Below are 25887 nucleotides of genomic sequence, written 5' to 3'. Positions count from 1 at the left end.
GTCGACCTCACCGGCACGGACGGCTTCGTCGGCGTCCTCGGCAGCGTCGGCGCTACCGGGCTCGTCCGTCCCGCCCTGGTTCTGCGTGTAGGCCGAATCGGTCGGATCGTCGAAGTCGCCGTCGTGCAGATCCTCGTACGCCTCGAGGTCCTCGATGTTCTTGAGCTGGTCGAGCGGGATCGGGTTGCCCGCGGCGTCGAAGGCATCGCCGCTCTTGCTCGGGATACCGGTGAGCGGGTCATCGGAGCGGTCTCGCGACGGCAGGTCGGCGAGACTGCGCCGCTGCGACACGAGGGTGTCCTCGGGGTCGTTCTCGATCTCGTCCCGTGCGCGGTAGGTGTAGGAGCGGTAGGTCAGTGCCAGCACGAACGCCGCCACACCCATCGTGATGACGATCGCGGTGAGGATCATCGCCTGCGCGAGGGGATCGGCCATGTCCGGCTCGACGTCGCTCTCCACACCGACGATGGGTGCATGACCTGCGGGACCGCCGAGGGTCAGCAGCAACAGGTTGATGCCGTTGCCGGCCAGCAACAGCCCCAGCAGCATCTTGATGATGCTGCGTTCGAGCAACAGGTACACACCGGCCGCGACGAGCACGCCGACGACGGCGAGGAGCGTGATGTTCGCGGTCATCGGCCCTCACCCACGGTCTCGGCGTCGAGGCGAGCACCGAGGCTACGCAGCACGTCCAGGATCAGGCCGACCACGATGAGGTACACACCGAGGTCGAAGAACAGTGCGGTCACGAGCTTGATGTCGCCGAGCAGCGGCAGCGTGAGCTCGAGGGTCGCCGACGACAGGGCCGGGGCGCCGAGGAACATCGACACCAGTGCGGTGCCCGCGGCGAAGGTGAGTCCGAGGCCGAGGATCTTGCCGGCGTCGATGGGAACCGCCTCTCCGAGCTCGTAGCGTCCGCCGGCCAGGTACCTCAACACCAGCGCGAGACCGGCGACGAGACCGCCCGCGAAGCCGCCACCGGGCGCGTTGTGCCCGGAGAAGAAGAAGTACACCGACAGGATCATCAGGGTGGGGAAGACCAGCCGGGTGGTGACCTCGAGGACCAGCGAGCGGTAGCGCGGATCGATGAGATCGCCGCCGAGCAGCCAGGTCGTCTCGTTGCTGGCGGAGACCGCGTCGAGCTGCGCCGCGGGTGCGTCCGCCACACGTGGGGCGGTGCCGAAGCGGCGGGTGCGGAAGACCAGGCTGGCCACGCCGGTCGCAGCGACCAGCAGTACCGAGATCTCGCCCATCGTGTCCCAGGCGCGGATGTCGACGAGCAGGACGTTGACGATGTTCTTGCCGTCACCGCCGTAGTAGGCGGCGTCGGGCAGTAGCAGCGAGATCGGATCGGTGGTGCGTGCCGCGACGGCGTAGGCGCCGATCCCGACGACCACCGCGCCCACGGCGATGCCGAGCATCGCGCGGGCGAACTTGCTGCCCATCACCGCGGCCGGGTCGGTCTCGGCGGGCAGCTTGCGCAGGACCAGCACGAACATCACGAGGGTGACGGTCTCGACGAGGAACTGGGTGAGCGCGAGGTCGGGAGCTCCCTGGAGGGCGAACAGCACACCGAGCCCGTAACCCGTCACGCCCACGACCAGCACACCGCCGAGGCGATTGCGCAGGACCGTCGCGGTGACCGCGGCGGCCATCATGATCAGCCCCACCCCGAGCTGCCAGATCGAGTCCCATGCGCGCGTCGACGGCATCGTGCTCAGCCCGAAGAAGAACATCAGCACCGTCGGGAGCGCCACCAGGGTGATGAGGATCGTCGCCTGGGTCAGGGGGAGCGAACCGCGCTGCAGAAAACCGGTCAGGCGCAGGGACAGGGTGTCCATGCCCTGGAGGGTCGCGTCGTACATCCGGTCGGCGTTGCCGAGCGGCGGGTGCTCGAAGCGCAGGCGCGCGATGGTGCGGTGCGCGAGGAACAGGGCCGTGCCGCCCACGATCACCACGCCGGTCAGAGCGAGCGGCAGAGTGAATCCGTGCCACAACGCCAGGTGGTAGGGCTTGTCGAGTTCGGTGGGCAGCTCGTCGGCGTAGGGGGCGATCAGGTGATCGATCCACGAGCTCGCGAAGCCCGCGGCGAGACCGGCGAACGCGAGAACGCTCGGGGCGGTGAGCAGCAGCGGGCCGGGCGCGTGCAGGTTCTGCACCGCGGGGCTCGGACGTTTGAGCTGCTTGCGACCGAACGCACCCCAGATGAACCGGATGCTGTACGCGAGGGTGAGGATCGACCCCACCACGATGCCCGCGGTCATGGCGATCCGCGCCCACTCGGGCAGCACCTCGGCCACCAGCGACGACTCGAGTGCTGCTTCCTTCGCGACGAACCCGATGAACGGCGGCAGACCGGCCATGCTCGCCGCCGCGAGTATCGCGATCACCATCAGATAGGGCGCGGCGGAGCCGAGGTGCGCGAGCTTGCGAATGTCGCGGGTGCCCGTGGAGTGGTCGATGATGCCGACCACCATGAACAGGCATGCCTTGAACAGGGCGTGGGCGATCACCATCGCCAGGCCCGCCAGGGCTGCTTCCCGGCTGCCCGTGCCCACCAGCGCTGTGAGGAAACCGAGCTGACTGACGGTGCCGAAGGCCAGGATGAGTTTGAGGTCGAAGGCGCGGAACGCTCGCCAGCCGGCGAGGATCATCGACGCGAGACCGAGACCGATGACGATCGGCCGCCACGCGGCGCTGTCCGCGAAGCCGGGGGCGAGCCGGGCCACGAGGTAGATGCCGGCCTTGACCATCGCCGCGGCGTGGAGATATCCGGACACCGGGGTGGGGGCGGCCATCGCACCGGGCAGCCAGAAGTGCAGCGGGACCACGGCGGACTTCGACAGTGCGCCGACGAGTACGAGCACCACGGCGACACCGGCGAGCCAGCCGTGGGGTGCCGCCGCGACGACGTCGGACAGGTTGTAGCTGCCGACCATCTCGCCGAGGATGATGATGCCGACCAGCATCGCCAGACCACCGGCCGTGGTGACGAGCAGGGCCTGGGTGGCGGCACGCCGACTCGAGGCGCGTTCGGCGTAATGCCCGACGAGCAGGAACGACAGGACGGTCGTCAGTTCCCAGAAGATGTAGAGCAGCAACATGTTGTCGCTGACCACCAGACCGAACATGGCGCCCGCGAAGGCGACCATCTCGGCGGCGAACACGCCCAGGCGGGGCTCGTCGTCCTCGAAATAGCGCGAGCAGTAGAGCAGGATCAACGAGCCGATGCCCAGGACGAGCACGCACATGATCGCCGCAAGCGTGTCGAAACGCAGGTCGACATTCATCGACAGCGTCGAGGCCCACGCGATCTGTAGTTTCTGATCGGTTCCCCAGTTGGTGACGACCCAGCCGAGACTTGTGAGGGGCACCAGCGCGAGCGGCAGGAATGCATTTCTCCCCATGACTCTGACCAGAAACGGCGCCAGAAGAGCAGCGACCGCATGGGCAACGAGTATGGCGATCAAAAGGCACTCCGTCGGGGTCGGGCCTGTCGGCGGGGTGAAACTGACTGCGGGCCGTGGGACTCGCTGTCGTCACAGCGGACGGCACACCGCCGAAACGGGGATCGCCCCGACATGCACGCCGCTCGCCGTCATCGGGCAAAACGGATTGTGCCTATCCTAACGGTTGTCTTCGCACGCTTGCGAATCGGGGAGGTGAGAGCGCTAGCGCACCTGCCACGCACAGATCACGGCGACGGCGAACAGTGCGAGTGCCGACCACTGCGCGTCCGCCGGGAGCATCCACACCGCCCCGACGACGGCCGTCGCCGGCACCGGCAGCGCCAGGCCGAGAGCTGCGACCGACGCGGAGCCCGGCAACGATGCCCCGAGCGCGAGACCGGTGCCCAGTGCGACGAGCGCGACCCGCACCGCGAGAGGGATGCCCTCGCCGATCTCCGCCGGCCACCACACCGTCGCCGCCGAGATCGACGCGGCGAGCACCAACCCGGGAAGCGCGTACGGCATGTAGGGAGAGAGCCGCACCCCGGCGACCACGGCGGTCACCGCCACGAGCAGCACCCACCACGGCACGGTCGCCGACTGCATACCCGACCACAACTCGACGAGGACCGGGTACGCCGCGGCCACGGCTCCGGTGACCGCGAGGACGAACCGGTCGTCGCCGGGTGGGACGAGGCGCGCGACGATCTCGGCGCCGACGACCGCGACCGCGAGTGCCCCACCGGCGACCAGCCACAGGAGCACACCCGTGTCGCTCGCGCGGGAACCCACGAACTCGCCCAGCAGTCGGTAGCCCACCGAGAGCACCACCGCGGCGGTCACCATGATCGCGAGCAACCGCGGATCGGCCCGCTGCACGCGCATCCCGGCGGGCACCGTCAGCGCGGCGGCGACCGTTGCCACGAGTGCGAAGGCCAGCACCCACTGGGGAACCGTCCAGCGCACGGCCGCGACGGGGACCTCGGAACCGACGGCCGCGGCGGTGAGGAAGACCGCCCAGCCACCGGCGATCAGGGCCCACTGGCCGGTCGCCGAACCCCACGAGCCCGCGGTCGCCGCCCCGAGCAGCACACCGGTGATCGCGGCGATCATCCATCCGACGACCGTCAGGCTGTCGGCCGAGATGCCGGCGGGAACGAGATAGCGGATCGAACCGAGGACCACGATAGAGGCGGCGGCCAGCATCCAGGCGGTACGTCGGGAGCCGGTCCGCTGCAGTCCGGCCGCCGAGAGAACGGCGAGCGCGGCGGTGACCACAGGCGCCCATTCGCTGCGCGCACCCTCAGGAAGGACGGATTCGCCCGCGGCCGGGACGAGGATCGCGACCCCGGCGGCGAGGAAGGCCGCGAGGACGGCTGCCGGTCCGGCGACGCGGACCGCGGTGGTCACGGCCATCTCAACGGCCCTCCGCGTAGGCCTGCAGATGAGCGACCTGCGCGGGATCGAGCGAGGGCCGCACCTTCTCCCGGGCCACCGCGACGTCCTCCGCGGTCACCACGGCGGCGTCGACGTTGCGCCGCATCGCCGCGAGCGCGGCCTCGCGCAGCAGCGCCGAGCAGTCCGCGGCCGAGTAGCCGTCGAGTCCGGCGGCCAGCTCGTCGAGGTCGACGTCGTCGTCGAGCGGTACCGATCGACCCGCGGTCTTCAGGATCGCGGCCCGGGCCTCGGCGTCCGGCGGCGGCACGAACACGAGACGTTCGAGCCGCCCGGGACGCAGCAGTGCCGGATCGATGAGGTCGGGCCGGTTCGTCGCTCCCACCACCACGACGTCGCGCAGCGGCTCGACACCGTCGAGTTCGGTGAGCAGCGACGCGACCACCCGGTCGGACACCCCGGAATCGGAGCTCTGCCCGCGGCGCGGTGCGAGCGCATCGATCTCGTCGAGGAACACCAGCGCCGGTGCCGAGTTGCGGGCACGCTCGAACAACTCGCGCACCGCCTTCTCCGACGCACCGACCCACTTGTCCATCAGCTCGGCGCCCTTGACGGCGTGGACGCTCAGGCGCCCCGTGCCGGCGAGAGCGCGGACGAGATAGGTCTTGCCGCAACCGGGCGGGCCGTACAGCAGCACCCCGCGCGGCGGGTCGACGCCGAGACGCTCGAACGAATCGGGATGCTGCAGCGGCCACAGGACGGCTTCGGTGAGGGCCTGCTTCGTCTCGACCATGTCGCCGACGTCGTCGAGGCTCACGCTGCCGATCGCCAGCTCCTCGGAGCCCGACCGCGACAGCGGACGGATCACCTCGAGCGCGCCGACCAGGTCGTCCTGGACGAGCGAGGGTTCGTCGTCGTCGCGGTTCGCCCGCGACGCCGCGCGCAGTGCCGCTTCGCGACACAGCGCCGCGAGGTCGGCGACGACGAAACCGGGGGTGCGACCCGCGACGGCGGCGAGGTCGAGACCGGTGGACGGCACCGAGCGCAGCAGCACGTCGAGCAGGGCCCGGCGGGTCGCGCCGTCGGGCAGCGGCAGGGACAGTTCGCGGTCGCAGATCTCCGGGGCGCGCAACCGGGAGTCGACGTCGTCGGGATGCGCGGTGGTCGCGATCAGCACCGCGCCCTCGGTGTCGACCACCCGTCGCAGCTCGTCGAGGATCAACGTCGCGACGGGTTCGGTGTCGGCGGGCAGCACGGCATCGACGTCGGTGAGCAGCAGAACGCCACCGCCGCGCACCGCTTCGGCCGCCGCGGAGATCCGGCGCAACCGCTCGTCGGCGGCGAGTGCACCCACGCCCGGCCCGTCGACCTCCACCAGACGCCGGTCCGCAACCACCGAGCGCACGAAGGTCGCCTTACCGACGCCCGCGGGGCCGGTGACGAGCACCCCGAGATGCGGCGACGCGCCGAGGGTGCGCAGCAGTTCGGGTTCGTCGAGCGAGAGGGTGAGCCATTCGGAGAGCTTCGCGACCTGGGGCTGCACACCCACGAGATCCTCGAGCGGTGGTACCGGAGGCATGGCGGGGGCCGATTCGGGCCGGGCGGTCGCGGGGGAGGAGGCGACGAAGCCCGACGAGACGAATCCGGACGCGGACGGCACGGAAGACGGCAGCGCACCCGGGCCACCACCCCACACGACGGCGGTGTTCGGCTGCACGCTCACCGGTCCGGCCGGATCGACCGACGAGACGGTGAGCAGTTCGGTGGTCCACGCGATCGCGAACGTCCGCGACAGCGCCCGCGTCGTCTCGGCGTTGCTCGTGCCCGGTCCGAGATCGCGGGGGAGCAGCGACACCGCGTCGCCGACGGTGAGGACCTTCCCGAGCAGCGCCTGACGCAGAGTGGTCTCCGGGATCGACTGCCGCGCGAGCGTGGACCCGGTGACCGTTACCGTGCGCGCGCCGTAGACCGTCACGGGCGCGACGACGACCGTCGCGTCCTCCTTCAGGCCCGTGTTCGACAGCACCACGTCGTCGAGCAGGATCGTGCCGGTCGGGGTGCCGGCCGGGGCGAGACCCGCCACGACCGCCGTGCGACGCGCTCCCACCAGCGCGATCGCGTCCCATTCCCGTAGGCCCAGCGCGGCCAGCGCCTCGGGGTGCAGACGCACGACACCGCGCCGCGAGTCGGCGGCGGAGGTGTTGAGCCGGACGGTGAGTGAGAGTTGTGGGGTCGTCACCCCGCCGAGCCTAGAACGTGACTAGCGTCCTCGCGGGTCGTGCACGTCATCGTCGCGGACGGCGCAGCCCGAGTCGCGCCTGAGATCTCGCCGACGTGGCGACACGCCGGGCCGCGACACGACGCGGACGCTGCGCGCGGTTGCGGGCGCGCAGGGCGCGTCGCTCCGAGGGCTTGATGTCCCAGGTCTCGGGTCGGGCCGCGACCCAGCGCCGCGAACGCACCGCGAAGGGGATGTGCGCGAGGTAGACCGCGACCAGCACGAGCATGAGGATGAACGGATAGGTGACCAGCGCGGCCGCCGCCACCGCGACCAGCACGAGCAGCACCACGGCGAGTCGCGCGGGCACGGACGCCGACTTCATCGCGAAGGTCGGGATGCGGCTGATCGCGAGCCCGGCCGTCCCGAGGATCCACACCGCGACCAGCCCGTAGGCGGTCCACCAACCGTCGCCCCACTGGATGTGGGCGGCGACGGGTGCGAGCGCGATGAGGGCGGCCGCCGGTGCGGGCACACCGACGAAGTACTCGCGTGCGTAGGCGGGAACGCTGTCGTCCTCGAGCAGGGTGTTGAAGCGCGCGAGTCGCAGCACGAGGCTCACCGCGTAGAGCAGGGCGACGATCCAGCCGAAGGGGCTGCCGTCGAGCAACGTCACGTACAGCACGAGCGCGGGGGCGACACCGAACGCGACGGCGTCCGACAGCGAGTCGAGTTCGGCGCCGATCTTGCTGGTCGCGTCGAGCATGCGGGCGATGCGGCCGTCGAGCGAGTCGAGGACGGCCGCGGCGCCGATCATGCCGAGCGCGGTGCCGAGTTGTCCGTCGAGCGCGAACTTCACCGCCGACAGTCCGGCGGAGAACGCCAGGATCGTGATGACGCTCGGCAGCAGGCGGACGACGTTGGGCCGATTGCGGGACCGCCCGGTCGCGACCGCACGCGAACCCTGCGTGTGCGGACTCACGACACCGTGGGCAGCTGAGCGAGGACGGTCTCGGCACCGATAGTGCGCTGACCGCGTTCGACCAGCAGGGTGCTCCCGACCGGCAGGTAGGTGTCGACCCGGGATCCGAAGCGGATCAGGCCGTAGGTGTCGCCGATCGGCAGGGTGTCGCCGATCTGCGCGTCGTTGACGATGCGCCGTGCCAGCAGCCCGGCGATCTGGACGACGGCGACCTCGGCGCCGTCGCGCGTCTCGATCAGCATGCTGGTGCGCTCGTTGACCTCGCTCGCGTCGGCGAGATCGGCGGAGAGGAACTTGCCCGGGGTGTGGACCACCGAGCGGACGGTGCCGCCGACGGGGCTGCGCTGCACGTGCACGTCGAGGACGGACAGGAAGATGCTGACCCGAGGGCGCTCCTCGCTGCCGAGCCCGAGTTCGGCGGGTGGCACGGCGTGGTCGACGAGAGCGATCTCACCGTCGGCGGGAGCGACGACCACCCCGGCGCGGTTCGGCGGCACGCGGTGCGGGTGCCGGAAGAAGGTGGCGCACGCCAGTGCCGATGCGAGACCGGCGCGGCGCAGCCAGGGCTTGCGGCGGCCGAGGGTGGCCACGGCGAGCGGAGCTGCGACGAAGGGGATGCCGCCCGGATGCATGGGCGGTACGACATGCCTGACCAGGTCGACCATGTGGGCTACCCCGCTGGTGGGGGGTGTTCCGGCGGGCGTCGGCTTACGTGCCACGGGCTCCTCTTATCGCTGGCGATCGGTGATCCGGGACCGCAGTGGACCCGCCCGTCGCGCGGGCGGGTCCTGTCGGTCCACAGGCACTCCAGCGTACGTGAGCGGAGGAGGGAAGGTCAGACCCGCGCGCCCGCCTCGATCTCGTTCTTGAGACGGGCGAGAGTCGCGTTCATCCCCATCGTCAGTTCGTCGTCGAACGCCTCGGTGCCGCCGAGAACATACTTGACCAGGGTCTGCGATACCTTGCTCGTCCCGGTGGGCGCCTCGCGCCGCTGGGTGACCCGCGTGCCGGTGGCGGTGGGTTCGAGGGTGAACGACCAGATGGACCGGTTCTCGTTGATCCGGAAGCTCAGGCGACGGCCGGGTTCGAAGTCGATCACCTTCGACGTCGTGGGCCACACCAGCAGGCCCTTCTTGTTGATGTTGATCGTGGTGGTGCCGGCAGACACCGGCCCACCGCGCACGATCATCCGACGGCACTGCGGGCTCCACTCGCCCATCCGCTTCAGATCGGACACCACGCGCCACACCTGCTCGGGGGAGGCGGTGATCTCGATCGTGGCCTCGAGGGTCTTCGACACGTGTACTCCTGTGCTCGGGGGACCGGGTCTTCTCGGGGGCCGGGTCCCGTGTATCTGATACCTGAGGTAACAGGATCGTCGTCGATCCTAACGGACGCTGTGAGTGCGGTCACGTCCTGGTCGGGTCGGCTCCGGTCAGCCGCATGAACGCCCCGAGTTCGATCAGGCCGTCCGGGGTCGACGGGAGGTGATCGGTCAGGGCGCCGGACCGGACGATCACCGCCGACCACTTGCCGCGTGAGAGGGCCACGTTCGACCGGTTGCGGGACAACAGGAACGACATGCCCCGCGGCACGTCCTCGACGGCGGAGGCCGTCATCGACACGAACACCATCGCCGCCTGGCGGCCCTGGAACTTATCGACGGTGCCCACCTGGACACGGTGCAGACCTGCGGCGGCGAGATCCTGCCGCAGGCGGGTGACCTGAGCGTTGTACGGCGCGACCACCAGGACGTCCTCCTCGCCGAGGGGCCGCGACGGGGAGCCGGCGTCGTCCGTCCACGCCGAGCCGAGCACGGCCGCGACGGCGCGCACGATCTCGGCGCTCTCCTCGGGCGAGCAGGTCGCGTTGCCCTCGTGCGCGACCTCCACGAGCCGGACGCCGGGCGGGACGCCGTCGAGCGCGCGACGCGTAGTGATCTCGGACTTCGACCGCAGGCGTCCCTCGTAGGACAGCTCGGACACCCGCGCGCACAGATCCGGGTGCATCCGCCAGGTCACCGGAAGGAAGTAGCCACGATCGGCGGGCAACGCCCCGTGCCCTTCGGCGAGCCATCCGAGGGCGGACTCGTCCACGGGCTCGGGGTGGGTGCCCTGCGAGACCTGCGGCAGTTGGCGGGGATCGCCGAGCAGCAGCAGATTCGACGCCGCCGTGGCCACGGCGATGGTGTTGGCGAGGCAGAACTGACCGGCCTCGTCGACCACCAGCAGGTCGAGGCTGCCGGGCTCGATGCAGTTCGGATTCGTGAAGTCCCAGGCCGTTCCACCCACCACGTAACCGGTGGTGGAGGTACCGATATGGGCCGCAAGGGTCTTCGCGTCCGGGAAGGCGGTCCACGTCGGTTCGGGGCTCTGGCATTTCGCCTTGGCGACCCGTTCCGGCGACACTCCCGCGGCGACGGTGCCTGCCAACATGTTCTCGACCACCGAATGCGACTGCGCGACCACGCCGACCCGCCAACCGTGCTCGTTCACGAGCGCCGCCACCACCCGGGCCCCGGTGTACGTCTTGCCGGTGCCGGGTGGTCCCTGCACCGCCAGGTACGAATTCTCCAGGGTGAGAACGGCCGTGACGATCGTGCCGGCCGCGTCGTCGCCGAGCGCCGGCAGCGCGGCACCGGAGCGTAGTCGGGGCGGGACGCGGCGCAGCACGTCCACGGCCGCGGTCGACGGCAGAGCCGGCAACTCGTCGCACATCGCCTCGGCGGCGGAGGCGATGGCCGCTTCGATGTTCTTCGACGAGATCGGCGCGCCGGGTGTGACGGCGATCGGCAGCACGGAGTACTCCTCGTCCGTCCGCAGCGATTCGTCCACGACGAGCACGTCGGGATGGTCCGTCCCCGTGGTGCGTTCGACGACCACGCCGCGCGACCACGCGCGCGTCCCGGTGCCGCCGTCGGGCAGTCCGTCCGGTCCCGGAGCGTCGTACAACAGGAAGACGTCCTGGCCGTCGCGCAACGTATTGCCCGGCTCGAACTCGCCCGCGAGGCGCAGCCGGCGCCGGAGCAGTCGCTGGCGGGGCGTGGCCTTGTGCCAGTCGGTCTCGAGCGTGCACGTCGCCGCGACCAGCGTGTCGCGGGCGTCCGCCCACTCGTCCGGCGGCGTGGACAGACGGTCGAAGTGCCCCCACCAGAATGGTTTCCGCTCGCGCCGGTGATAGCCCATGGCCGCGGCGACGAGTGCGGCCGCCTGCTGTTCCGGGGTGCGGTCGCCCGCCAGCGCACCGCCGACGTAGTCGAGGAGTTTCGTCTCGACGGGGTGCGCCTCCGCGTCGGGAGCGGCCTCGTCGTGGGTCGTCTCGGTGGGGGAGATGCCGTGATCGCGGGCGTGGGTGAGCAGCCAGTCGCGCAGACGCAGAGTGGAGATGCAGTCGGCCTCGTTGTAGGAGGCGATCGACGCGAGTTCGCGGTCCGCCTCCTCGAGGTGCCCGGCGTCGCACAGTGCGCAGTAGTCGGCGTACGCGACGATCGAGGCGCCCGCGTCCACGACATCGCCGTCGCGCGCCTCGTCGACGTCGGTGTAGAGCGGTTCGAGCTTCTTCAGCCCGTACGCCCGGGCGCCCACCCGGATCGAGTTGCGCACCACGGGATACAGGTCGACGAGCACACCCTCGCGCAGCAGGTCGTCGACGATCTCCTCGCCGACGCCGTAGCGGCCGGCCAACCGCAGCAGCGCCGTCTTCTCGTACGGGGCGTAGTGGTAGACGTGCATCCTCGGGTGGCGACGACGGCGGTCGGTGACGTAGTCGAGGAAGTCCAGCAGCGCCTGCCGTTCCTGTTCGCGGTCGTGTGCCCAGAAGGGCCGGAAGACCGGTGCGTCGGCCGGTCCCTCCACGACGCCGAACAGGTACTCGAGTCCCCACTCGGAACTGCCGCCCTCGGACCACAGCGGGTCGCCCTCGAAGTCGAAGAAGATGTCGCCCTCGTCGGGCGCGGGCAGGATGCCGAGCGGGGTGGCGTCGTAGACCTCCGCGTAGGGACTGCCCCGTCTCTCCTCCTCGAGCTGCGCTCGTGCCTGCGCGCGCAGGGCCTCGAAGGTGCGGCGGGCCATCCCGTCGACGGGTGCCGCGCATGCGGCGAGGTCGTCGATGGTCGACACACCCGCCTCGATCAGCCGCAGCCGCTGGGTACTGCGCATCCCCGCGACCAGCAGCAGGTCGCGGTGACGTTCCAGTTCCGGGGTGCAGTCGTCGCAGCGACCGCAGGCGGTGTGCCCACCCGCTCCCCACCGCACCGGCTCGGGGGCAGCGCGGTGCGACGCCAGAAGGGTTTCGAGACAGGCGCGTCGGTGCCGGTAGACCGGCAGGATCTCCGCCAGTGGGTAGGAGGCGATCGAGCCGTCCCCGAGGACGAGATGCGCGTGCGACGAGACTGCCGTCCCGGTGCGCGCGAGTGCGTCCGCGTAGGCGGCGAGCTGCAGCAGGGCCTCGACCTTCGCGTGCCGGGAGAGTTTGCTGTCGTAGACGGCGTAGCCGTCATCTTCGAGGACGAGGAAATCGGAGAAGCCGATCATGCCGAGCGGATCGGGGGCGGCGTCCGAGGAGCCGGTGTCGAAGAAAGCGCCCTGATAGACGACGGGCGCGCCGGCCCGGACGGCGTCGAGGGTGGCCTGCGCCGCCTCGGTGAGCGCCTGCGCGGTGTACTCGGGCCGGGCGATCTCGACGACCCTCTCGGCACCCACCTGCGCGCGGAACCGGTCGAGGACGCGCTGCTCGTGACGGCCGCCGAGCGCCGCGACGCGGTCGAGCATCGCATCGGGTTCGGTGTCGGGGCGCGGGAGGCGACCGAGCGTCGAGTCGAGGTTGCGGAGCAGTGCGAACTCGCACGAGGCGGCGCGGGTGAGATCTCCGGCGCCGAAGACCAGCCTGTCGTCGAGAAGAAACATCGGCAGCTCCGTCTCCGACGTGCGGGATGCCCGGGCTGGGCACGGCTGGTCCCGACTATCGCAGACCGGTCGGACCCATCGGACTGTTGTGTTCGCACTCGGCGGGTGAGAACATCTCTCTCATCAAAGAGAATAAAATTCTTGACGAGGATTCGTGCAGGTAGGAGGCCTGATGACTGGAAACGGCACGCTGCGCACGCGCGGCGCCGGGATCTCGATGACGAAGGAGGAGATCGATCTCTTCCTCTCCACCGAGCGGACGTGCCGCGTCGCCACGATCGGCGGCGACGGAAGCCCGCACGTCGCTCCGTTGTGGTTCGTCTGGGACGGCGCCTTCCTGTGGCTCAACTCCCTCGTCCGCAGCCGCCGGTGGACCGACCTGCAGAAGGATCCGCGCATCGCGGTCGTCGTCGACGGTGGGGAACAGTTCACGGATCTGCGCGGCGTCGAAGTGCGCGGAACCGCGGTGAGCGTCGGTGACGTGCCGCGCGGTTCCCGTCCCGAGGTCGTGGCGCGCACCGTCGAGGACGAACTGCTGCGCGGCGTCGAACTGTCCTTCGCCCGCAAGTACGCCGGTCGCGACGAGTTCACGACGGACGGCCGTCACGCGTGGCTGCGGGTCACTCCGCGCAGCGTGCGCAGCTGGGACTTCGGGAAGATCCGCCGGTCGCGCTGATTTCGACGAACCACCGATCCCGACGAACCACCGATCCCGACGAACCACCGATCTCGACGAACGGAGCCCCCATGAACATCGCCTCGGCGCGCCACGCGCTCGTCACCGGAGGTGCGAGCGGCATCGGCCGCGGTATCGCCGACGCCCTGGCCCGCCGCGGAGTGGCCGTGACGATCGCGGACATCGACGATGCGGCAATCGAATCCACGCTCGCCGACCGGACGGGAGTCTTCCGGCTCGTCCGCGGAGCCGTCCTCGACGTACGCGACCGGGAGGGCTGGCGCAGCGTCAAGCAGGAGGCGGAGGACGCCTTCGGCCCGGTCGACATCCTCGTCAACAACGCCGGGATCGGTTTCAACGGAACGGATTTCGCCGACCTCGATCCTCAGGTCTTCGACACGGTCATCGACATCGACGTCACCGGGGTGTTCAACGGCGTCTCGACCTTCGCGGGTGACCTGCGGACACGCGGGCGTGGGCACATCGTCAACACCGCCTCGGTCATGGGACTGACCGCGGGTGTGCCGGGCCGCGGTGTGTACAGCGCAGCGAAGGCCGCCGTCGTCGCGATGTCCGAAGCGCTACGCGCCGAACTCGCCCCGCACGGTGTCGGGGTGTCGGTCCTGTGCCCGGGGCTGGTGCGTTCGGGACTCGACGACAGCACCGCCCGGCTCGGCGGCGAGGTCCGGCGCGTGGACCACATCAAGGGCGGGAACGCCGGTATGGCACCGGAGACGGCGGGGGAGATCGTCGTCCGCGGCATCTCGATCGACGCCCCCTACATCCTCACGCACCCGCACTATCTCGGGAACATCAGTACCAGGTACGACTCGATCGCCCGCAGTGCGGATTCGGTCCACGCCGGTGCATGACGGCACGCCGGTGGACGACGGCGGCGTGGCGCATGTGCTCGCGGTGCAGTCGCCGGGCGTTGCGGATGTGGTCGTCGGCCCTGCGGCGGGCCGGACCGCCCTCGAGTCCGAGTGCGGTGCGTCCCACCAGGACGAGACCCCAGGGAACGATGACCCAGATCGGCCAGAAGTAGATCAGTGAGGCCGTTCCGATCGAGACCAGTGCCCACACCGCGAGATTGATCGAGCCCACGGCGGCCCAGGCTCCCCACTCGATGCGTTGGTGGAGCGGCAGGCGCAGACGGGAAAGCGGGTTCTGGGCCGGCGAGGGCGGGGTGGGATCGGGTGTCGACGGCAGGTCGGCGAGGACGGCGCCGGCGTCGTCCTGCGTCGCGGCGCGGTAGACCCGGGCGACACGCTCGTCGAACTCGGCGATCGTCAACCGTCCGGCGGTGAGATGCCGCCCCAGCTCGTCGACGATCGTTTCGCGCTCGGCATCGGAGATGCGCAGCGGGGGTGTCGCAGTACCGGGGCCGGTAGTGGACGTGTGTTCCATGGTGCCCTCCGGGATCTTCCACAATGGAATGTCACCTGAGTCCAGGGTGAATATGCCACAGTGGAATGTCAAGTGTTTTCCGTACCCGAATCGAGAAAGGAACCGGCAATGACCGGACGACCGCTCAACGCCACCGCCGCGTCGCTGCTCGGATTCCTCCACGAAGGCCCCAAGACGGGCTGGGACCTGGTGTCCACCGCGCAGACGCGCATCGGCAAGTTCTGGTCGCTGACGACGAGCCAGGTGTACCGGGAACTGGCCGCGATGGAACGGCAGGGACTGATCGAGGCAGGGGAGAAGGGCCCGCGCGATCGCAAGCCCTACCTGCTGACCGAGGCCGGACGCACCGCCTTCGCCGAATGGATCGACCGCGAACCGGGCGACGAGAACATCCGTCACCCACTGCTGCTGACCGTCGCCTTCGGCGATCACCTCCCGCCCGAGCGCCTCGCCGAGATGCTCGCCGACCATCGCCGCAGACACGAGGAGCAGCTCGCCGCCTACGAACAGCAGGCGGCGGCCGACATCCTCCCGCCGCACGCCGCGGCGACCCTCGACTTCGGCATCCTCTACGAGCGAGCGGTCCTCGACTGGTTCGACCGCGTGCGCGACCGGCTCGAACCCGGGCCGGTCAGCGCAGCGGATCGAACGACCTGAGCAACGGATCCGGCTCGCCGGTCATCGCCCCGGCGAGCAGCCGTCCGGTGAGGGGACCGAGCGCCACACCCCACATCCCGTGCCCGCCGGCGACGTACACCCGCTCCGAACGGGTGCGGCCGATCAGCGGAAGCCCGTCCGCCGTGCACGGCCGCGAGCCCACCCACTCCTCGCTGCGCCCGTCCCAGTCGACATCGCGCAGCAGCGGACGGGTCGCGTCGACGATCGCTTCGATGCGCCGCGGGTCGAGCGGGGCGTCGGGGCTGCGGAACTCCATCATTCCCGCGACCCGGAAGCGGTCCTGGAGGGGTGTGCACGCCACCCGCTGGGCGGGGAAGTAGACCGGGTTCTTCGGCAGGCTCGGCGGCCGCACGCTGAAGCTGTAGCCGCGACCGGCCTGGACCTGCGTGCGCACCCCGAACGGCCGGGCGAGCGATCCGAGCCACGCTCCGTTCGCAAGCACCACCGCATCCGCCGAACGCGAGTCCCCACCGGCCACGACGACGTCCACCCCGCGACCGGTGTCGCGCACCTCCTCGACGTCGACGCCGGTGACGATCTCCGCCCCCCGGGCGCGCACGGCGTGCGCCAGCGAGGCGACGAACCGCGGCGGGTCGATGAACCGCTGCCCCCGGATCCGGAGCCCCACTCGCACCGAGTCCCCGAGCAGCGGTTCGAGCGAATGCAGTGTGTCGGTGTCGAGCAGGTCGAAGTCGATCTCGCTGCCGGCGGCACGTGCGTGCTCGAACTCCTCGACCAGCAGTCGCCGGTCGTCGTCCGAGGTGAAGGCCGCGAGGAACGGATCGGCGACCCGCGTCGGCTCGGTGACGGTCGTGTCGCCCGACCCGCGGGCGAGGTCGTCGTAGGCGTCGAGAGCGACGCGGTTGGCGCGCGCGAAGACCTCCATCGACGACGTCCACTTCCGCCTCGTGCAGTGCCGGGCGAAGTCGGCGAGGAAACGCAGCAACCGCACATCCGTCGTGGGCGGCACGTACACCGGCGAGGACGGCCGGAACATCGAGCGCACGCCGTAACGCAGCACCCCCGGCTCGGGCAGCGGCAGGGTCAGAGCCGGCGCGAGCCATCCGGCGTTGCCCCACGACGCGTCGCCCGCCACGCCGACCCGATCGAGCACCGTGACCTCGATACCGCGTTCCTGCAGGAACCACGCGGTGGACAGACCCACGATGCCCGCACCGACGACCACCGTCCGACGAACCGTCATCGCAACCTCCTGTGAACGACGAAGCCTGCACCTCCATCATGGACCCGGAAGCGCGAACGGGCCGGGTTCGCGGGCGGCTTACTATTTCCGGGGAAGTTCTGCTTGTGGAAAGGGAACCCGGAATGAGTACGAACGTCGAACAGCGTGAATTCCAGGCCGAGACGCGGCAGTTGCTGGATCTGATGATCCACTCGATCTACTCGAACAAGGACACCTTCCTGCGCGAGTTGATCTCCAACGCGTCGGACGCCCTGGACAAACTCCGGCTGGAGTCGTTCCGAAACAAGGATCTCGACGTCGACACCTCCGACCTGCACATCGAGCTCGAGGTGGACAAGGACGCGCGCACCCTGACCGTGCGCGACAACGGCATCGGCATGAACCGCGACGAGGTCGTCGACCTCATCGGCACCCTCGCGAAGTCCGGTACGGGCGAACTCCGCCAGAAGCTGCGCGAGGCCAAGGATGCCGCCGCATCCGAGGAGTTGATCGGCCAGTTCGGCATCGGCTTCTACTCGTCGTTCATGGTCGCCGACAAGGTCACCCTGGTCACCCGCAAGGCCGGGGAGAAGACCGGTACGCGCTGGGAGTCCAGCGGCGAATCCACCTACACGATCGCCGAGGTGGACGACGCGCCCCAGGGCACCTCGGTGATCCTGCACCTCAAGCCCGAGGACGCCGAGGACCACCTGTTCGACTACACCTCGCAGTGGAAGCTCGAGGAGATCGTCAAGAAGTACTCGGATTTCATCGCGTGGCCGATCCGCATGGAGGTCTCGCGCACCACGAAGTCGGAGGACGGCGCCGACGAGGTGACCTTCGAGACCAAGACCCTCAACTCGCAGAAGGCGTTGTGGGCGCGCTCGAAGGACGAGGTCTCCGAGGAGGAGTACAAGGACTTCTACAAGCACATCGCGCATGCCTGGGACGAGCCGCTCGAGATCATCCCGCTCAAGGCCGAGGGCACCTTCGAATACCAGGCGCTGCTGTTCATCCCGGAGCACGCGCCGTTCGACCTGTTCGCCCGCGAACGGCGCACCGGCGTGCAGCTGTACGTCAAGCGCGTGTTCATCATGGACGACTGCGAGGATCTCGTTCCCGAGTACCTGCGTTTCGTCAAGGGTGTGGTCGACGCACAGGACCTGTCGCTCAACGTCTCTCGTGAGATTCTGCAGCAGGACCGGCAGATCCGGGCCATCCGTCGCCGCCTGACGAAGAAGGTCCTCGCGACCGTCAAGGACATGGCCGCGAAGGAACCCGAGAAGTACACGAAGTTCTGGCGCGAGTTCGGCCGGGTCGTCAAGGAAGGCCTGATCTCCGACACCGACAACCGCGACACGCTGCTGGCGATCTCGTCGTTCGACTCGACGGCGAGCGAGGAGGAGCAGACCACGCTCGCCGGTTACGTCGAGCGTATGAAGGACGGCCAGGACGCGATCTACTATCTGACCGGCGAGTCGCGCCAGCTGCTCGAGAGCTCCCCGCACATGGAGGCGTTCCGCGACAAGGGCATCGAGGTGCTGCTCCTGACCGACCCCGTCGACGAGATGTGGGTGACCTCCGTTCCGGAGTTCGAGGGCAAGCGCTTCCAGTCGATCGCCAAGGGCGACGTCGACCTCGGTACCGAGGACGAGAAGAAGGCCGCCGAAGCCGAACGCGAGGAGAAGGAGAAGGAGTTCGGCGACCTGCTGTCGTGGATGAAGGAGACCCTCGACGAGCAGGTCAAGGACGTGCGGCTCTCGTCGCGCCTGACGTCCTCCCCGGCGTGCATCGTCGGCGACACCTTCAGCATGTCGCCCGCGCTCGAGCGGATGTACAAGGCGTCCGGTCAGCCGGTGCCGCGGGTCAAGAGGATCCTCGAACTCAACCCCGATCACCCGCTCGTGTCGGGTCTGCGCACGGCCCGGGAACAGCGTCCGGACGACGCCTCGCTCGCCGACGTCGCCGAGCTGCTCCACGGCATGGCGCTGATCGCCGAGGGTGGCGAGGTGGAGGATCCGGCGCGGTTCACCCGCCTGCTCGCCGAACGTCTCGCCGGAAGCGTGTGAGCCGAGCCTGTCGCCGTGGGCACGCACGCGGATAGGCTCGATGCATGACGCGTGTGGACGGGGTGTTGTTCGATATCGAGGGCGTGCTCGTCACCGAGTGGCAGCCCGTCCCGGGCGCGGCGGACGTCCTGGCACGACTGCGTGCCGACGGCGTCCGTCGCGCCTTCCTCACCAACACCACCTCCCGGACGTGCGCCGAGATCGCGCAGCGGCTCACCGATCTCGGGATGGAGGTCTCGCCGGACGAGATCGTCACCGCGGTGTCCCTCACCGTCGACCACGTTCGGCAGACCTATCCGGGCCTGCGTTGCTGGGTCCTCAACGAGGGCGACATCGCAGCGGATCTCGACGGTCTCGTGCTGGACGAGGACGACCCGGAAGTGGTGATCCTCGGCGGCGCGGGGGATGCCTTCACGCACCGGGCGATGAGCCGCGTCGCCGAGTTGATGCTCGAGGACGTCCCGGTGGTCGCGATGCACCGGGCTCTCGCGTGGCAGGCCGCCGACGGGTTGCGCATCGACACCGGGGTCTACCTGGCCGGACTCGAGGAGCTCACCGGCCGGTCGGTGGTGGCGGTGGGCAAGCCGTCGCTGCGCGGCTTCCTCGTCGCGTCGGAGCGGATGGGTGTCGAACCGGATCGGATGGTGGTCGTCGGCGACGACATCGCTGGCGAGGTCGTCCCGGGGCAACGCCTCGGTATGACGGGAATCCTGGTGCGTACCGGAAAGTTTCGGCAATCCGTCCTGGACCTGGCGGTCGATCGTCCCGACCACGTCATCGACTCCGTCGCCGATCTCCCGGGGCTCCTCGACAGTCTGTGACACGTGGTCTCGCGTGAGACGCATGTGATCGGTACCCTACCGCCGGGGCGCCGGCCCCCCGTTCGCGCGGGGCGCTCGTTCCCCAGTTCGCGCAGACGCAGCCTTTCGCGAAGAGGCACTCCAGTGCAGAGGAGCCCGTTCTTGTCCATTCGTTCCTTCCGATCCGTTCTCACCGCGCGCCGTTCGTTCCGGGCCGGTGTGCTCGTCGCCGTCGGTGTGGCCTCGGCTGCGCTGTTCGGTGGGGGTACCGCCGCAGCGGCGCCGGTGACCTGTGTGTCGCCTCCTTCTGTCAACGACATCCTGGTGTCCGATACCGCCAGCTGCGGTGCCACCGCCGAGGACGCCTTCGCTCGCGCGTATGCGGCCGACAGCGGCACCGCGGTGTCGGTCGCCGAGTCGGCCGGTGCCGCCGAAGCCCACGCGACGGGCTTCGGCACGGCGCTCAGTGCAGCCCGTGACGGCGGCCGTTCGTTCGCCTACGCGCTCGGCGGCGGACTGAGCCACTCGTGGGCGCAGGGTCCGGCGACGACCCTGTCGGTGGCCGGCTACGGGTCGGGCGCCACGGCCGACACCACCGGCGTCACGTGCGTCGGAGCCCAGTCGTTCGCGGTCAACACCGCGACGGGGCAGTGGTGCGCCGTGGGGGTCGGTTCGACGCCGCGCTGAGTGAGCGCCGCATCGATGATCCGGACGACCGGGTAGTCGGTCTTTCGCGGATTTCGTGACGGGGGTGGCGGGTGCCGGTAATCTTGCACTCGCCACCCCCGAGTGCTAAGAATGCACTTAGCACTCGCAACACGTGAGTGCCAGGTCGGTAGGGTGAGACCGGGTTTTCGACACCCCTGGTCGTCCGTCGCGGGCACTGCTTCCGGCCGAAGGCGTACATGGAGCGATCCGACGAGCGATCGCTCCGGTGTCACCCCCATACCCGGAGGATCACTTCGCAATGGCCAAGATCATCGCGTTCGACGAAGAGGCCCGTCGCGGCCTCGAGCGGGGCCTCAACAGCCTCGCCGACGCAGTCAAGGTGACGTTGGGCCCCAAGGGTCGCAACGTCGTTCTCGAGAAGAAGTGGGGCGCCCCCACGATCACCAACGATGGTGTGTCCATCGCCAAGGAGATCGAGCTCGAGGATCCGTACGAGAAGATCGGCGCCGAGCTGGTCAAGGAAGTTGCCAAGAAGACCGACGACGTCGCGGGTGACGGCACCACCACCGCTACCGTGCTCGCCCAGGCGCTCGTCCGCGAGGGTCTGCGCAACGTTGCTGCGGGCGCCAACCCCCTCGGCCTGAAGCGCGGCATCGAGAAGGCCGTCGAGGCCGTCACCGCCAAGCTGCTCGACACCGCCAAGGAGGTCGAGACCAAGGAGCAGATCGCCGCCACCGCAGGCATCTCCGCCGGCGACCCCGCGATCGGTGAGCTCATCGCCGAGGCCATCGACAAGGTGGGCAAGGAAGGCGTCATCACCGTCGAGGAGTCCAACACCTTCGGCCTCCAGCTCGAGCTGACCGAGGGCATGCGCTTCGACAAGGGCTACATCTCCCTCTACTTCGCCACCGACGCAGAGCGTCAGGAGGCCGTGCTCGAGGATCCCTACATCCTGCTCGTCAGCTCCAAGATCTCCACGGTCAAGGACCTGCTGCCGCTGCTCGAGAAGGTCATCCAGTCGGGCAAGCCGCTGCTGATCATCGCCGAGGACGTCGAGGGTGAGGCTCTGTCCACCCTGGTCCTCAACAAGATCCGCGGCACCTTCAAGTCGGTTGCCGTCAAGGCTCCGGGCTTCGGCGACCGCCGCAAGGCCCAGCTCGCCGACATCGCCATCCTCACCGGTGGCGAGGTCGTCAGCGAAGAGGTCGGCCTCTCCCTCGAGACCGCCGGCATCGAGCTGCTCGGCCAGGCCCGCAAGGTCGTCGTCACCAAGGACGAGACCACCATCGTCGAGGGCGCGGGCGATCCCGACGCCATCGCCGGTCGCGTCAACCAGATCCGCGCCGAGATCGAGGCGTCGGATTCGGACTACGACCGTGAGAAGCTGCAGGAGCGCCTCGCGAAGCTGGCCGGCGGCGTCGCCGTCATCAAGGCCGGTGCCGCGACCGAGGTCGAGCTCAAGGAGCGCAAGCACCGCATCGAGGACGCCGTCCGCAACGCGAAGGCTGCCGTCGAAGAGGGCATCGTCGCCGGTGGTGGCGTGGCCCTGCTGCAGGCCGCTCCGGTTCTCGACGACCTCAAGCTCGAGGGCGACGAGGCCACGGGTGCCAACATCGTCAAGGTCGCTCTCGAGGCGCCGCTGAAGCAGATCGCCTTCAACGCCGGCCTCGAGCCCGGCGTCGTCGCCGAGAAGGTCCGCAACCTCGAGGCCGGCCACGGCCTCAACGCTGCGACCGGCGACTACGAGGACCTGCTCGAAGCGGGCATCAACGACCCGGTCAAGGTCACCCGCTCGGCGCTGCAGAACGCTGCGTCGATCGCGGCTCTGTTCCTGACGACCGAGGCCGTCGTCGCCGACAAGCCGGAGAAGGCCGCCGCTCCCGCGGGCGACCCGACCGGCGGCATGGGCGGCATGGACTTCTGATCCGCCCTTAGAGTCACGCGAGGCCCGATCCCACTCCGGTGGGGTCGGGCCTCGTGCTGTTCCCCGATGATTCCGACCTCCGGTACGGAACGATCACATATTCGTTACGAAACGGGCCGTGCGGACGATGAATGTCACGAAAGTGTCACTTCATCCGGTTCCGGAGGTTCGTACCGATCCGCAACCGGTCCGAGGTGCGCACACAGACGGATCGACGAGGGGATGGAAGAATATGCGGTCGTCCTGGTTACGGCGGGTACTGCTCACGGTGGCGGTGGGAACGTCGATGGTCCTCGCAGCCCCCGGGGGCGCTCTCGCGCAGCCGACAGAGGCGGACGACCAGCGACCGGTGGGGGAGCTGACCTCCGTCGAGCGCGAGAGCGACCGCACCGTCATCGCGAACGTCTACTCGCCGTCGATGGACAAGGTGATCCCCCTCCGGGTCCGGACGCCCGCCGACACGAGCGAACCGCGCCCCACCCTCTACCTGCTCAACGGTTCGGGAGGCGGGCAGGGAATCGCCACCTGGGAGAAGCAGACCGACGTCGAGAACTTCTTCTCGGACAAGAACGTCAACGTCGTCACGCCTCTCCTCGGCGGCTACAGCTACTACACCGACTGGCGCAACGACGATCCCGCGCTCGGCCGCAACATGTGGACGACCTTCCTGACGCACGAACTCCCGCCGGTCATCGACACCGAGTTCGGGACCTCGGGGCGCAACGCCATTGCGGGCCTGTCGATGTCGGGGACATCGGTGCTCGGCCTCGCCACCGCGGCTCCCGAGCTGTACGAGGCGGTGGGGGCCTACAGCGGATGCGCCGAGACGAGCACGCCGCTGGGGCAGTCCTATGTGCAGGCCGTCGTACGCGTCAAGGGCGGCGACCCCGAGAACATGTGGGGCCCGGTCGGTGATCCGGCCTGGATCGAGAACGATCCCTATCTCCAGGCCGAGAAGCTCCGCGGTATCGACCTGTACATCTCGTCGGGTTCGGGTCTGCCCGGGCAGTACGAGCGGCTCGGGTCGCGGTCGGTGAACAACGACCCGATCGGGCTCGTCGGTCAGGTGGTCGTCGGCGGCAGCATCGAGGCGGCGGTCCACCACTGCACGCAGCGGATGGCCCAGCGGCTCGAGGAACTGGACATCCCCGCCCAGATCGACCTGCGGCCGGCGGGTACGCACTCCTGGGACTATTGGGAGGACGATCTGCGCAACTCGTGGCAGCTTCTGTCGCAGGCGGTCGGACTGTAGCGGTCCCGGATCCACCGGAAATGCCCGATTCGATTGCGGTCGAATCGGGCATCTTCTTTCGGTCGATATTTCTTCGCCGGATCGGTCGATTCGCCGTAAACGGTCACCGAACAGGATGAATCGGGTCGAACGAAAATATCGAATTCAAACGAAAATAAATGGGTACGGACGTTCCGTTTTCTTTCCTTGACGCCGTGAACTGGGCATTTGTGAGCCCGTACAGCCTTCGCCGCGAGTGTGAATGTCATCACATCCGATTTGCGTATTCTCGGCTCGCGCGGGCGCGTCGAATGTGTTGAAAATTGATGCGAGCCCGACGGAATTCCGATCGGAATTCCGGGTAGGCGAACAGCAATCGGACGAGACCCGTCCGGTATGTGATCGGACGAAGGAGATACACATGGACGTCATCGAACTCATCGGCTCGGCCCTCGACCTGCTCGGCGGCACGGAGCTCCTGAAGACTCTGCTCGATACCGGCAGTGCTCTGCTGGGCAGCGTCCAGCAGTAGTTCGCAATCGCCGCTGCCACCCGCAGCGAAGCACGCAACCCTCGGTGGATGTCCACCGAGGGTTGCGTGTTCTCTGCAGCCGGGGGCCGATCAGTGCTCGGGGATGATCATCCACAGTGCGAGGTAGAGCAACACGGCGGTGCCACCCGTGACGAAGGCTGTGAGGACTGCGCCTGCACGCACGAGGTTGAGGTCGACGTTGAAGTACTCGGCCAGTCCGGCGCACACACCACCGAGCATGCGCTGGGATGAGGAGCGAGTGAAGGGGCGGGGAGCCTGGTTCTCGAAGTTCATGCATTCATCCTGTCGCCGAGACGATCCCGGCACATCGGGGAACGGCCCGGATCTTCACCCTGATCTTCGTCTCGGGGTCGGTCGAGTGAACCGGCCCGGGCGCCGCTGGAATCATGCTGAGGACAATGCTCGGCGACCGGGGTGCGAGGAGGCAGACTCGACCGTCGGTACTGCCGATCAGAAGGAGATCTCCCGTCATGACCGACGTCGTCCTCGACGAACAGCTCGCCGCATTGCGCCGCAGGTACGGCACCCGGGCCGCCGAGCAGGTGGCCGGACACGGTGGTTCCGGCGCGTGGAACGACGTCATCGATCTCCAGCTGGCGCATCGCTCCGTGCGGAAGTTCCTTCCCGAAGCCGTCTCCGAGGACGATCTGCGCGCGATCGTGGCCGCGGCCTCGTCCGCCGCGAGCTCGAGCAACCTGCAGTTGTGGAGCGTCGTGGCCGTCACCGACCGCGACCGGCTCGCCCGGATCGCGACGCTCGCCGGCAACCAGCCGGCGGTGTGTGACGCTCCGCTGCTGCTCGTATGGGTGGCCGACCTCGCCCGTGCGGCGCGAGTCGCCGAGCAGCACGACAAGGACCTTGTCAACGTCGACTACGTGGAGTCGGCGCTGCTCGGGGTGGTCGATGCCGCCCTCGCCGCACAGAACGCGGTGCTCGCCGCGGAATCGCTCGGCCTCGGCACCGTCTACATCGGGGCCATCCGCAACCATCCGCGTGACGTGGCCGCAGAACTGGCTCTGCCCGACCACAGTTTCGCTGTGGTCGGGCTGGTGGTGGGCCGTCCCGATCCCGAGGTGGAGTCGGAGGTCAAGCCGCGGTTGGGTCAGGATGTGGTGCTGCATCGCGAGCAGTACTCGACCGAGGAGCGGGATGCCGGCCTCGCCGCGTACGAGGAGGAGATCGCCGGCTTCTACCGCGATCAGGGTCTGGCGGAGAGCTGGGTCGAACGTGTACTCGGGCGCTTCGCGTCGCCCGGTGCGCTCGGGAGCAGGGAACAGATGCGAGAAGCTCTGCGGGAGCGCGGTTTCGGTCTGGACTGACCGCAGGGACGCGTCAGCGGCACACGACCGTCAGGCCGACCCCGCGCCACACCTGGCGTTCGACACGGTCGAACTCGTTGTCGTCGCTGTCGTATTCGTACTCGACCTCGGTCCGGTACCCCCGGTCGCGCTGAGCGGTCACGGTGCAGTCGCCGCCGGCGGAACCGGACCGGTTGACGATCGAGAACGGCACACCCTCCGCGGTGAGCACGCCGACCGCGGCCTGCTCGCTCATGCCCACGACACCGGGCGCGGGTTGTGCTGCGGCAGTTCCTGTTCCGAGAAGTACTGCGGCGGTGCCGAGCGACAGGACGGTGGCGGTCGCGAGACGGGAGCGGATGGCAAGGGTACGCATGGGTTCCTCCGAAAGGATGCTGGACCGGACATTTCGATCGTCCGCCGCGACCGGGCCCGAGCACATCCGGGCACG

Annotated in this window: 20 protein-coding genes and 1 pseudogene; 9 read left to right on the top strand and 12 right to left on the bottom strand. The window is 69.1% G+C overall.

All coding sequences use genetic code 11. The features are described from left to right. Positions 1-93 precede the first annotated feature (93 nt). From AC0LPE_RS18780 to AC0LPE_RS18745, 8 genes and pseudogenes are all read right to left on the bottom strand, one after another. Positions 94-636 (bottom strand): annotated as a pseudogene (locus AC0LPE_RS18780) (Na(+)/H(+) antiporter subunit C); the annotation flags it as partial. Continuing rightward, positions 633-3470, bottom strand: coding sequence for a Na+/H+ antiporter subunit A (locus AC0LPE_RS18775; RefSeq protein WP_490604962.1), 2838 nt, complete (start codon positions 3468-3470; stop codon positions 633-635). The gene AC0LPE_RS18775 and the pseudogene AC0LPE_RS18780, both read right to left, overlap by 4 nt. A 201-nt stretch (positions 3471-3671) precedes the next feature. Continuing rightward, positions 3672-4865 carry a hypothetical protein gene (locus AC0LPE_RS18770; protein ID WP_490604961.1) on the bottom strand — a complete coding sequence of 398 codons (1194 nt, stop codon included), beginning with the start codon at positions 4863-4865 and terminating at the stop codon, positions 3672-3674. Position 4866: 1 nt separating this feature from the next. Continuing rightward, positions 4867-7083, bottom strand: coding sequence for an AAA family ATPase (locus tag AC0LPE_RS18765; protein WP_230790986.1), 2217 nt, complete (start codon positions 7081-7083; stop codon positions 4867-4869). 46 nt (positions 7084-7129) lie between these two features. Next, on the bottom strand, positions 7130-8044 hold the full coding sequence (locus AC0LPE_RS18760; protein ID WP_490604960.1) for a CDP-alcohol phosphatidyltransferase family protein: 915 nt from the start codon (positions 8042-8044) through the stop codon (positions 7130-7132). Next, entirely contained in the window at positions 8041-8763 is a 723-nt protein-coding gene (locus tag AC0LPE_RS18755) for a phosphatidylserine decarboxylase (protein ID WP_024101805.1), read from the bottom strand. The genes AC0LPE_RS18760 and AC0LPE_RS18755 overlap by 4 nt, the downstream gene beginning before the upstream one ends. Before the next feature lie 116 nt (positions 8764-8879). After that, the gene (locus AC0LPE_RS18750; RefSeq protein WP_085469694.1) at positions 8880-9344 is read right to left on the bottom strand and encodes an SRPBCC family protein; all 465 of its coding nucleotides are present in this window, start codon (positions 9342-9344) and stop codon (positions 8880-8882) included. 109 nt (positions 9345-9453) lie between these two features. Next, on the bottom strand, positions 9454-12948 hold the full coding sequence (locus AC0LPE_RS18745; protein ID WP_490604959.1) for a TM0106 family RecB-like putative nuclease: 3495 nt from the start codon (positions 12946-12948) through the stop codon (positions 9454-9456). Between the two features lie 172 nt (positions 12949-13120). On the opposite strand from AC0LPE_RS18745, the gene AC0LPE_RS18740 reads away from it, so the two are divergent. Next, on the top strand, positions 13121-13624 hold the full coding sequence (locus AC0LPE_RS18740) for a pyridoxamine 5'-phosphate oxidase family protein (RefSeq protein ID WP_490604958.1): 504 nt from the start codon (positions 13121-13123) through the stop codon (positions 13622-13624). 71 nt (positions 13625-13695) lie between these two features. After that, positions 13696-14496: an SDR family NAD(P)-dependent oxidoreductase gene (locus AC0LPE_RS18735; RefSeq protein WP_120283604.1), complete on the top strand. Its 801-nt coding sequence runs from the start codon at positions 13696-13698 to the stop codon at positions 14494-14496. On the opposite strand, the gene AC0LPE_RS18730 is transcribed toward AC0LPE_RS18735, so the two are convergent. Further along, the gene (locus AC0LPE_RS18730) at positions 14438-15031 is read right to left on the bottom strand and encodes a DUF1707 SHOCT-like domain-containing protein (RefSeq protein WP_145693231.1); all 594 of its coding nucleotides are present in this window, start codon (positions 15029-15031) and stop codon (positions 14438-14440) included. The genes AC0LPE_RS18735 and AC0LPE_RS18730 overlap by 59 nt on opposite strands. 108 nt (positions 15032-15139) lie before the next feature. Between AC0LPE_RS18730 and AC0LPE_RS18725 the strand changes: the two genes are divergently transcribed. Then, on the top strand, positions 15140-15688 hold the full coding sequence (locus AC0LPE_RS18725; RefSeq protein ID WP_016691621.1) for a PadR family transcriptional regulator: 549 nt from the start codon (positions 15140-15142) through the stop codon (positions 15686-15688). On the opposite strand, the gene AC0LPE_RS18720 is transcribed toward AC0LPE_RS18725, so the two are convergent. After that, positions 15663-16913 (bottom strand): NAD(P)/FAD-dependent oxidoreductase, encoded by a 1251-nt coding sequence (locus AC0LPE_RS18720; RefSeq protein ID WP_145693232.1) that lies wholly within the window; start codon positions 16911-16913, stop codon positions 15663-15665. The genes AC0LPE_RS18725 and AC0LPE_RS18720 overlap by 26 nt on opposite strands. Before the next feature lie 122 nt (positions 16914-17035). Here AC0LPE_RS18720 and htpG point away from each other — a divergent pair, with 122 nt between their 5' ends. The 5 genes from htpG to AC0LPE_RS18695 all read left to right on the top strand — a co-directional run bounded on the left by htpG (position 17036) and on the right by AC0LPE_RS18695 (position 23606). Beyond that, positions 17036-18961: a molecular chaperone HtpG gene (gene htpG / locus AC0LPE_RS18715; RefSeq protein WP_490604957.1), complete on the top strand. Its 1926-nt coding sequence runs from the start codon at positions 17036-17038 to the stop codon at positions 18959-18961. A gap of 44 nt (positions 18962-19005) precedes the next feature. Next, positions 19006-19782 carry an HAD-IIA family hydrolase gene (locus AC0LPE_RS18710; RefSeq protein ID WP_088897001.1) on the top strand — a complete coding sequence of 259 codons (777 nt, stop codon included), beginning with the start codon at positions 19006-19008 and terminating at the stop codon, positions 19780-19782. A gap of 141 nt (positions 19783-19923) precedes the next feature. Continuing rightward, the gene (locus AC0LPE_RS18705) at positions 19924-20448 is read left to right on the top strand and encodes a DUF6764 family protein (protein WP_490604956.1); all 525 of its coding nucleotides are present in this window, start codon (positions 19924-19926) and stop codon (positions 20446-20448) included. Positions 20449-20728: 280 nt separating this feature from the next. After that, positions 20729-22354, top strand: a complete 1626-nt coding sequence (gene groL, locus AC0LPE_RS18700) for a chaperonin GroEL (protein WP_016932760.1) — start codon at positions 20729-20731, stop codon at positions 22352-22354. Between the two features lie 232 nt (positions 22355-22586). Next, positions 22587-23606 carry an alpha/beta hydrolase gene (locus AC0LPE_RS18695; RefSeq protein WP_490604955.1) on the top strand — a complete coding sequence of 340 codons (1020 nt, stop codon included), beginning with the start codon at positions 22587-22589 and terminating at the stop codon, positions 23604-23606. A 601-nt stretch (positions 23607-24207) separates the two neighbouring features. Here AC0LPE_RS18695 and AC0LPE_RS18690 read toward each other — a convergent pair. Beyond that, a complete protein-coding gene (locus AC0LPE_RS18690) occupies positions 24208-24411 on the bottom strand; it encodes a PspC domain-containing protein (RefSeq protein WP_088897002.1) in 204 nt (67 codons plus the stop codon). A 197-nt stretch (positions 24412-24608) separates the two neighbouring features. On the opposite strand from AC0LPE_RS18690, the gene AC0LPE_RS18685 reads away from it, so the two are divergent. Beyond that, positions 24609-25457, top strand: a complete 849-nt coding sequence (locus AC0LPE_RS18685; protein WP_490604954.1) for an NADPH-dependent oxidoreductase — start codon at positions 24609-24611, stop codon at positions 25455-25457. Positions 25458-25470: 13 nt separating this feature from the next. Here the strand turns inward: AC0LPE_RS18685 and AC0LPE_RS18680 are convergent, their stop codons facing one another. Continuing rightward, complete coding sequence (locus AC0LPE_RS18680) at positions 25471-25812, bottom strand: hypothetical protein (RefSeq protein ID WP_088897003.1); 342 nt, start codon at positions 25810-25812, stop codon at positions 25471-25473. Positions 25813-25887: the final 75 nt, after the last annotated feature.

The organism is Rhodococcus sp. S3, assembly GCF_058211795.1.
This window is presented reverse-complemented; position numbering and strand designations above follow the sequence as displayed.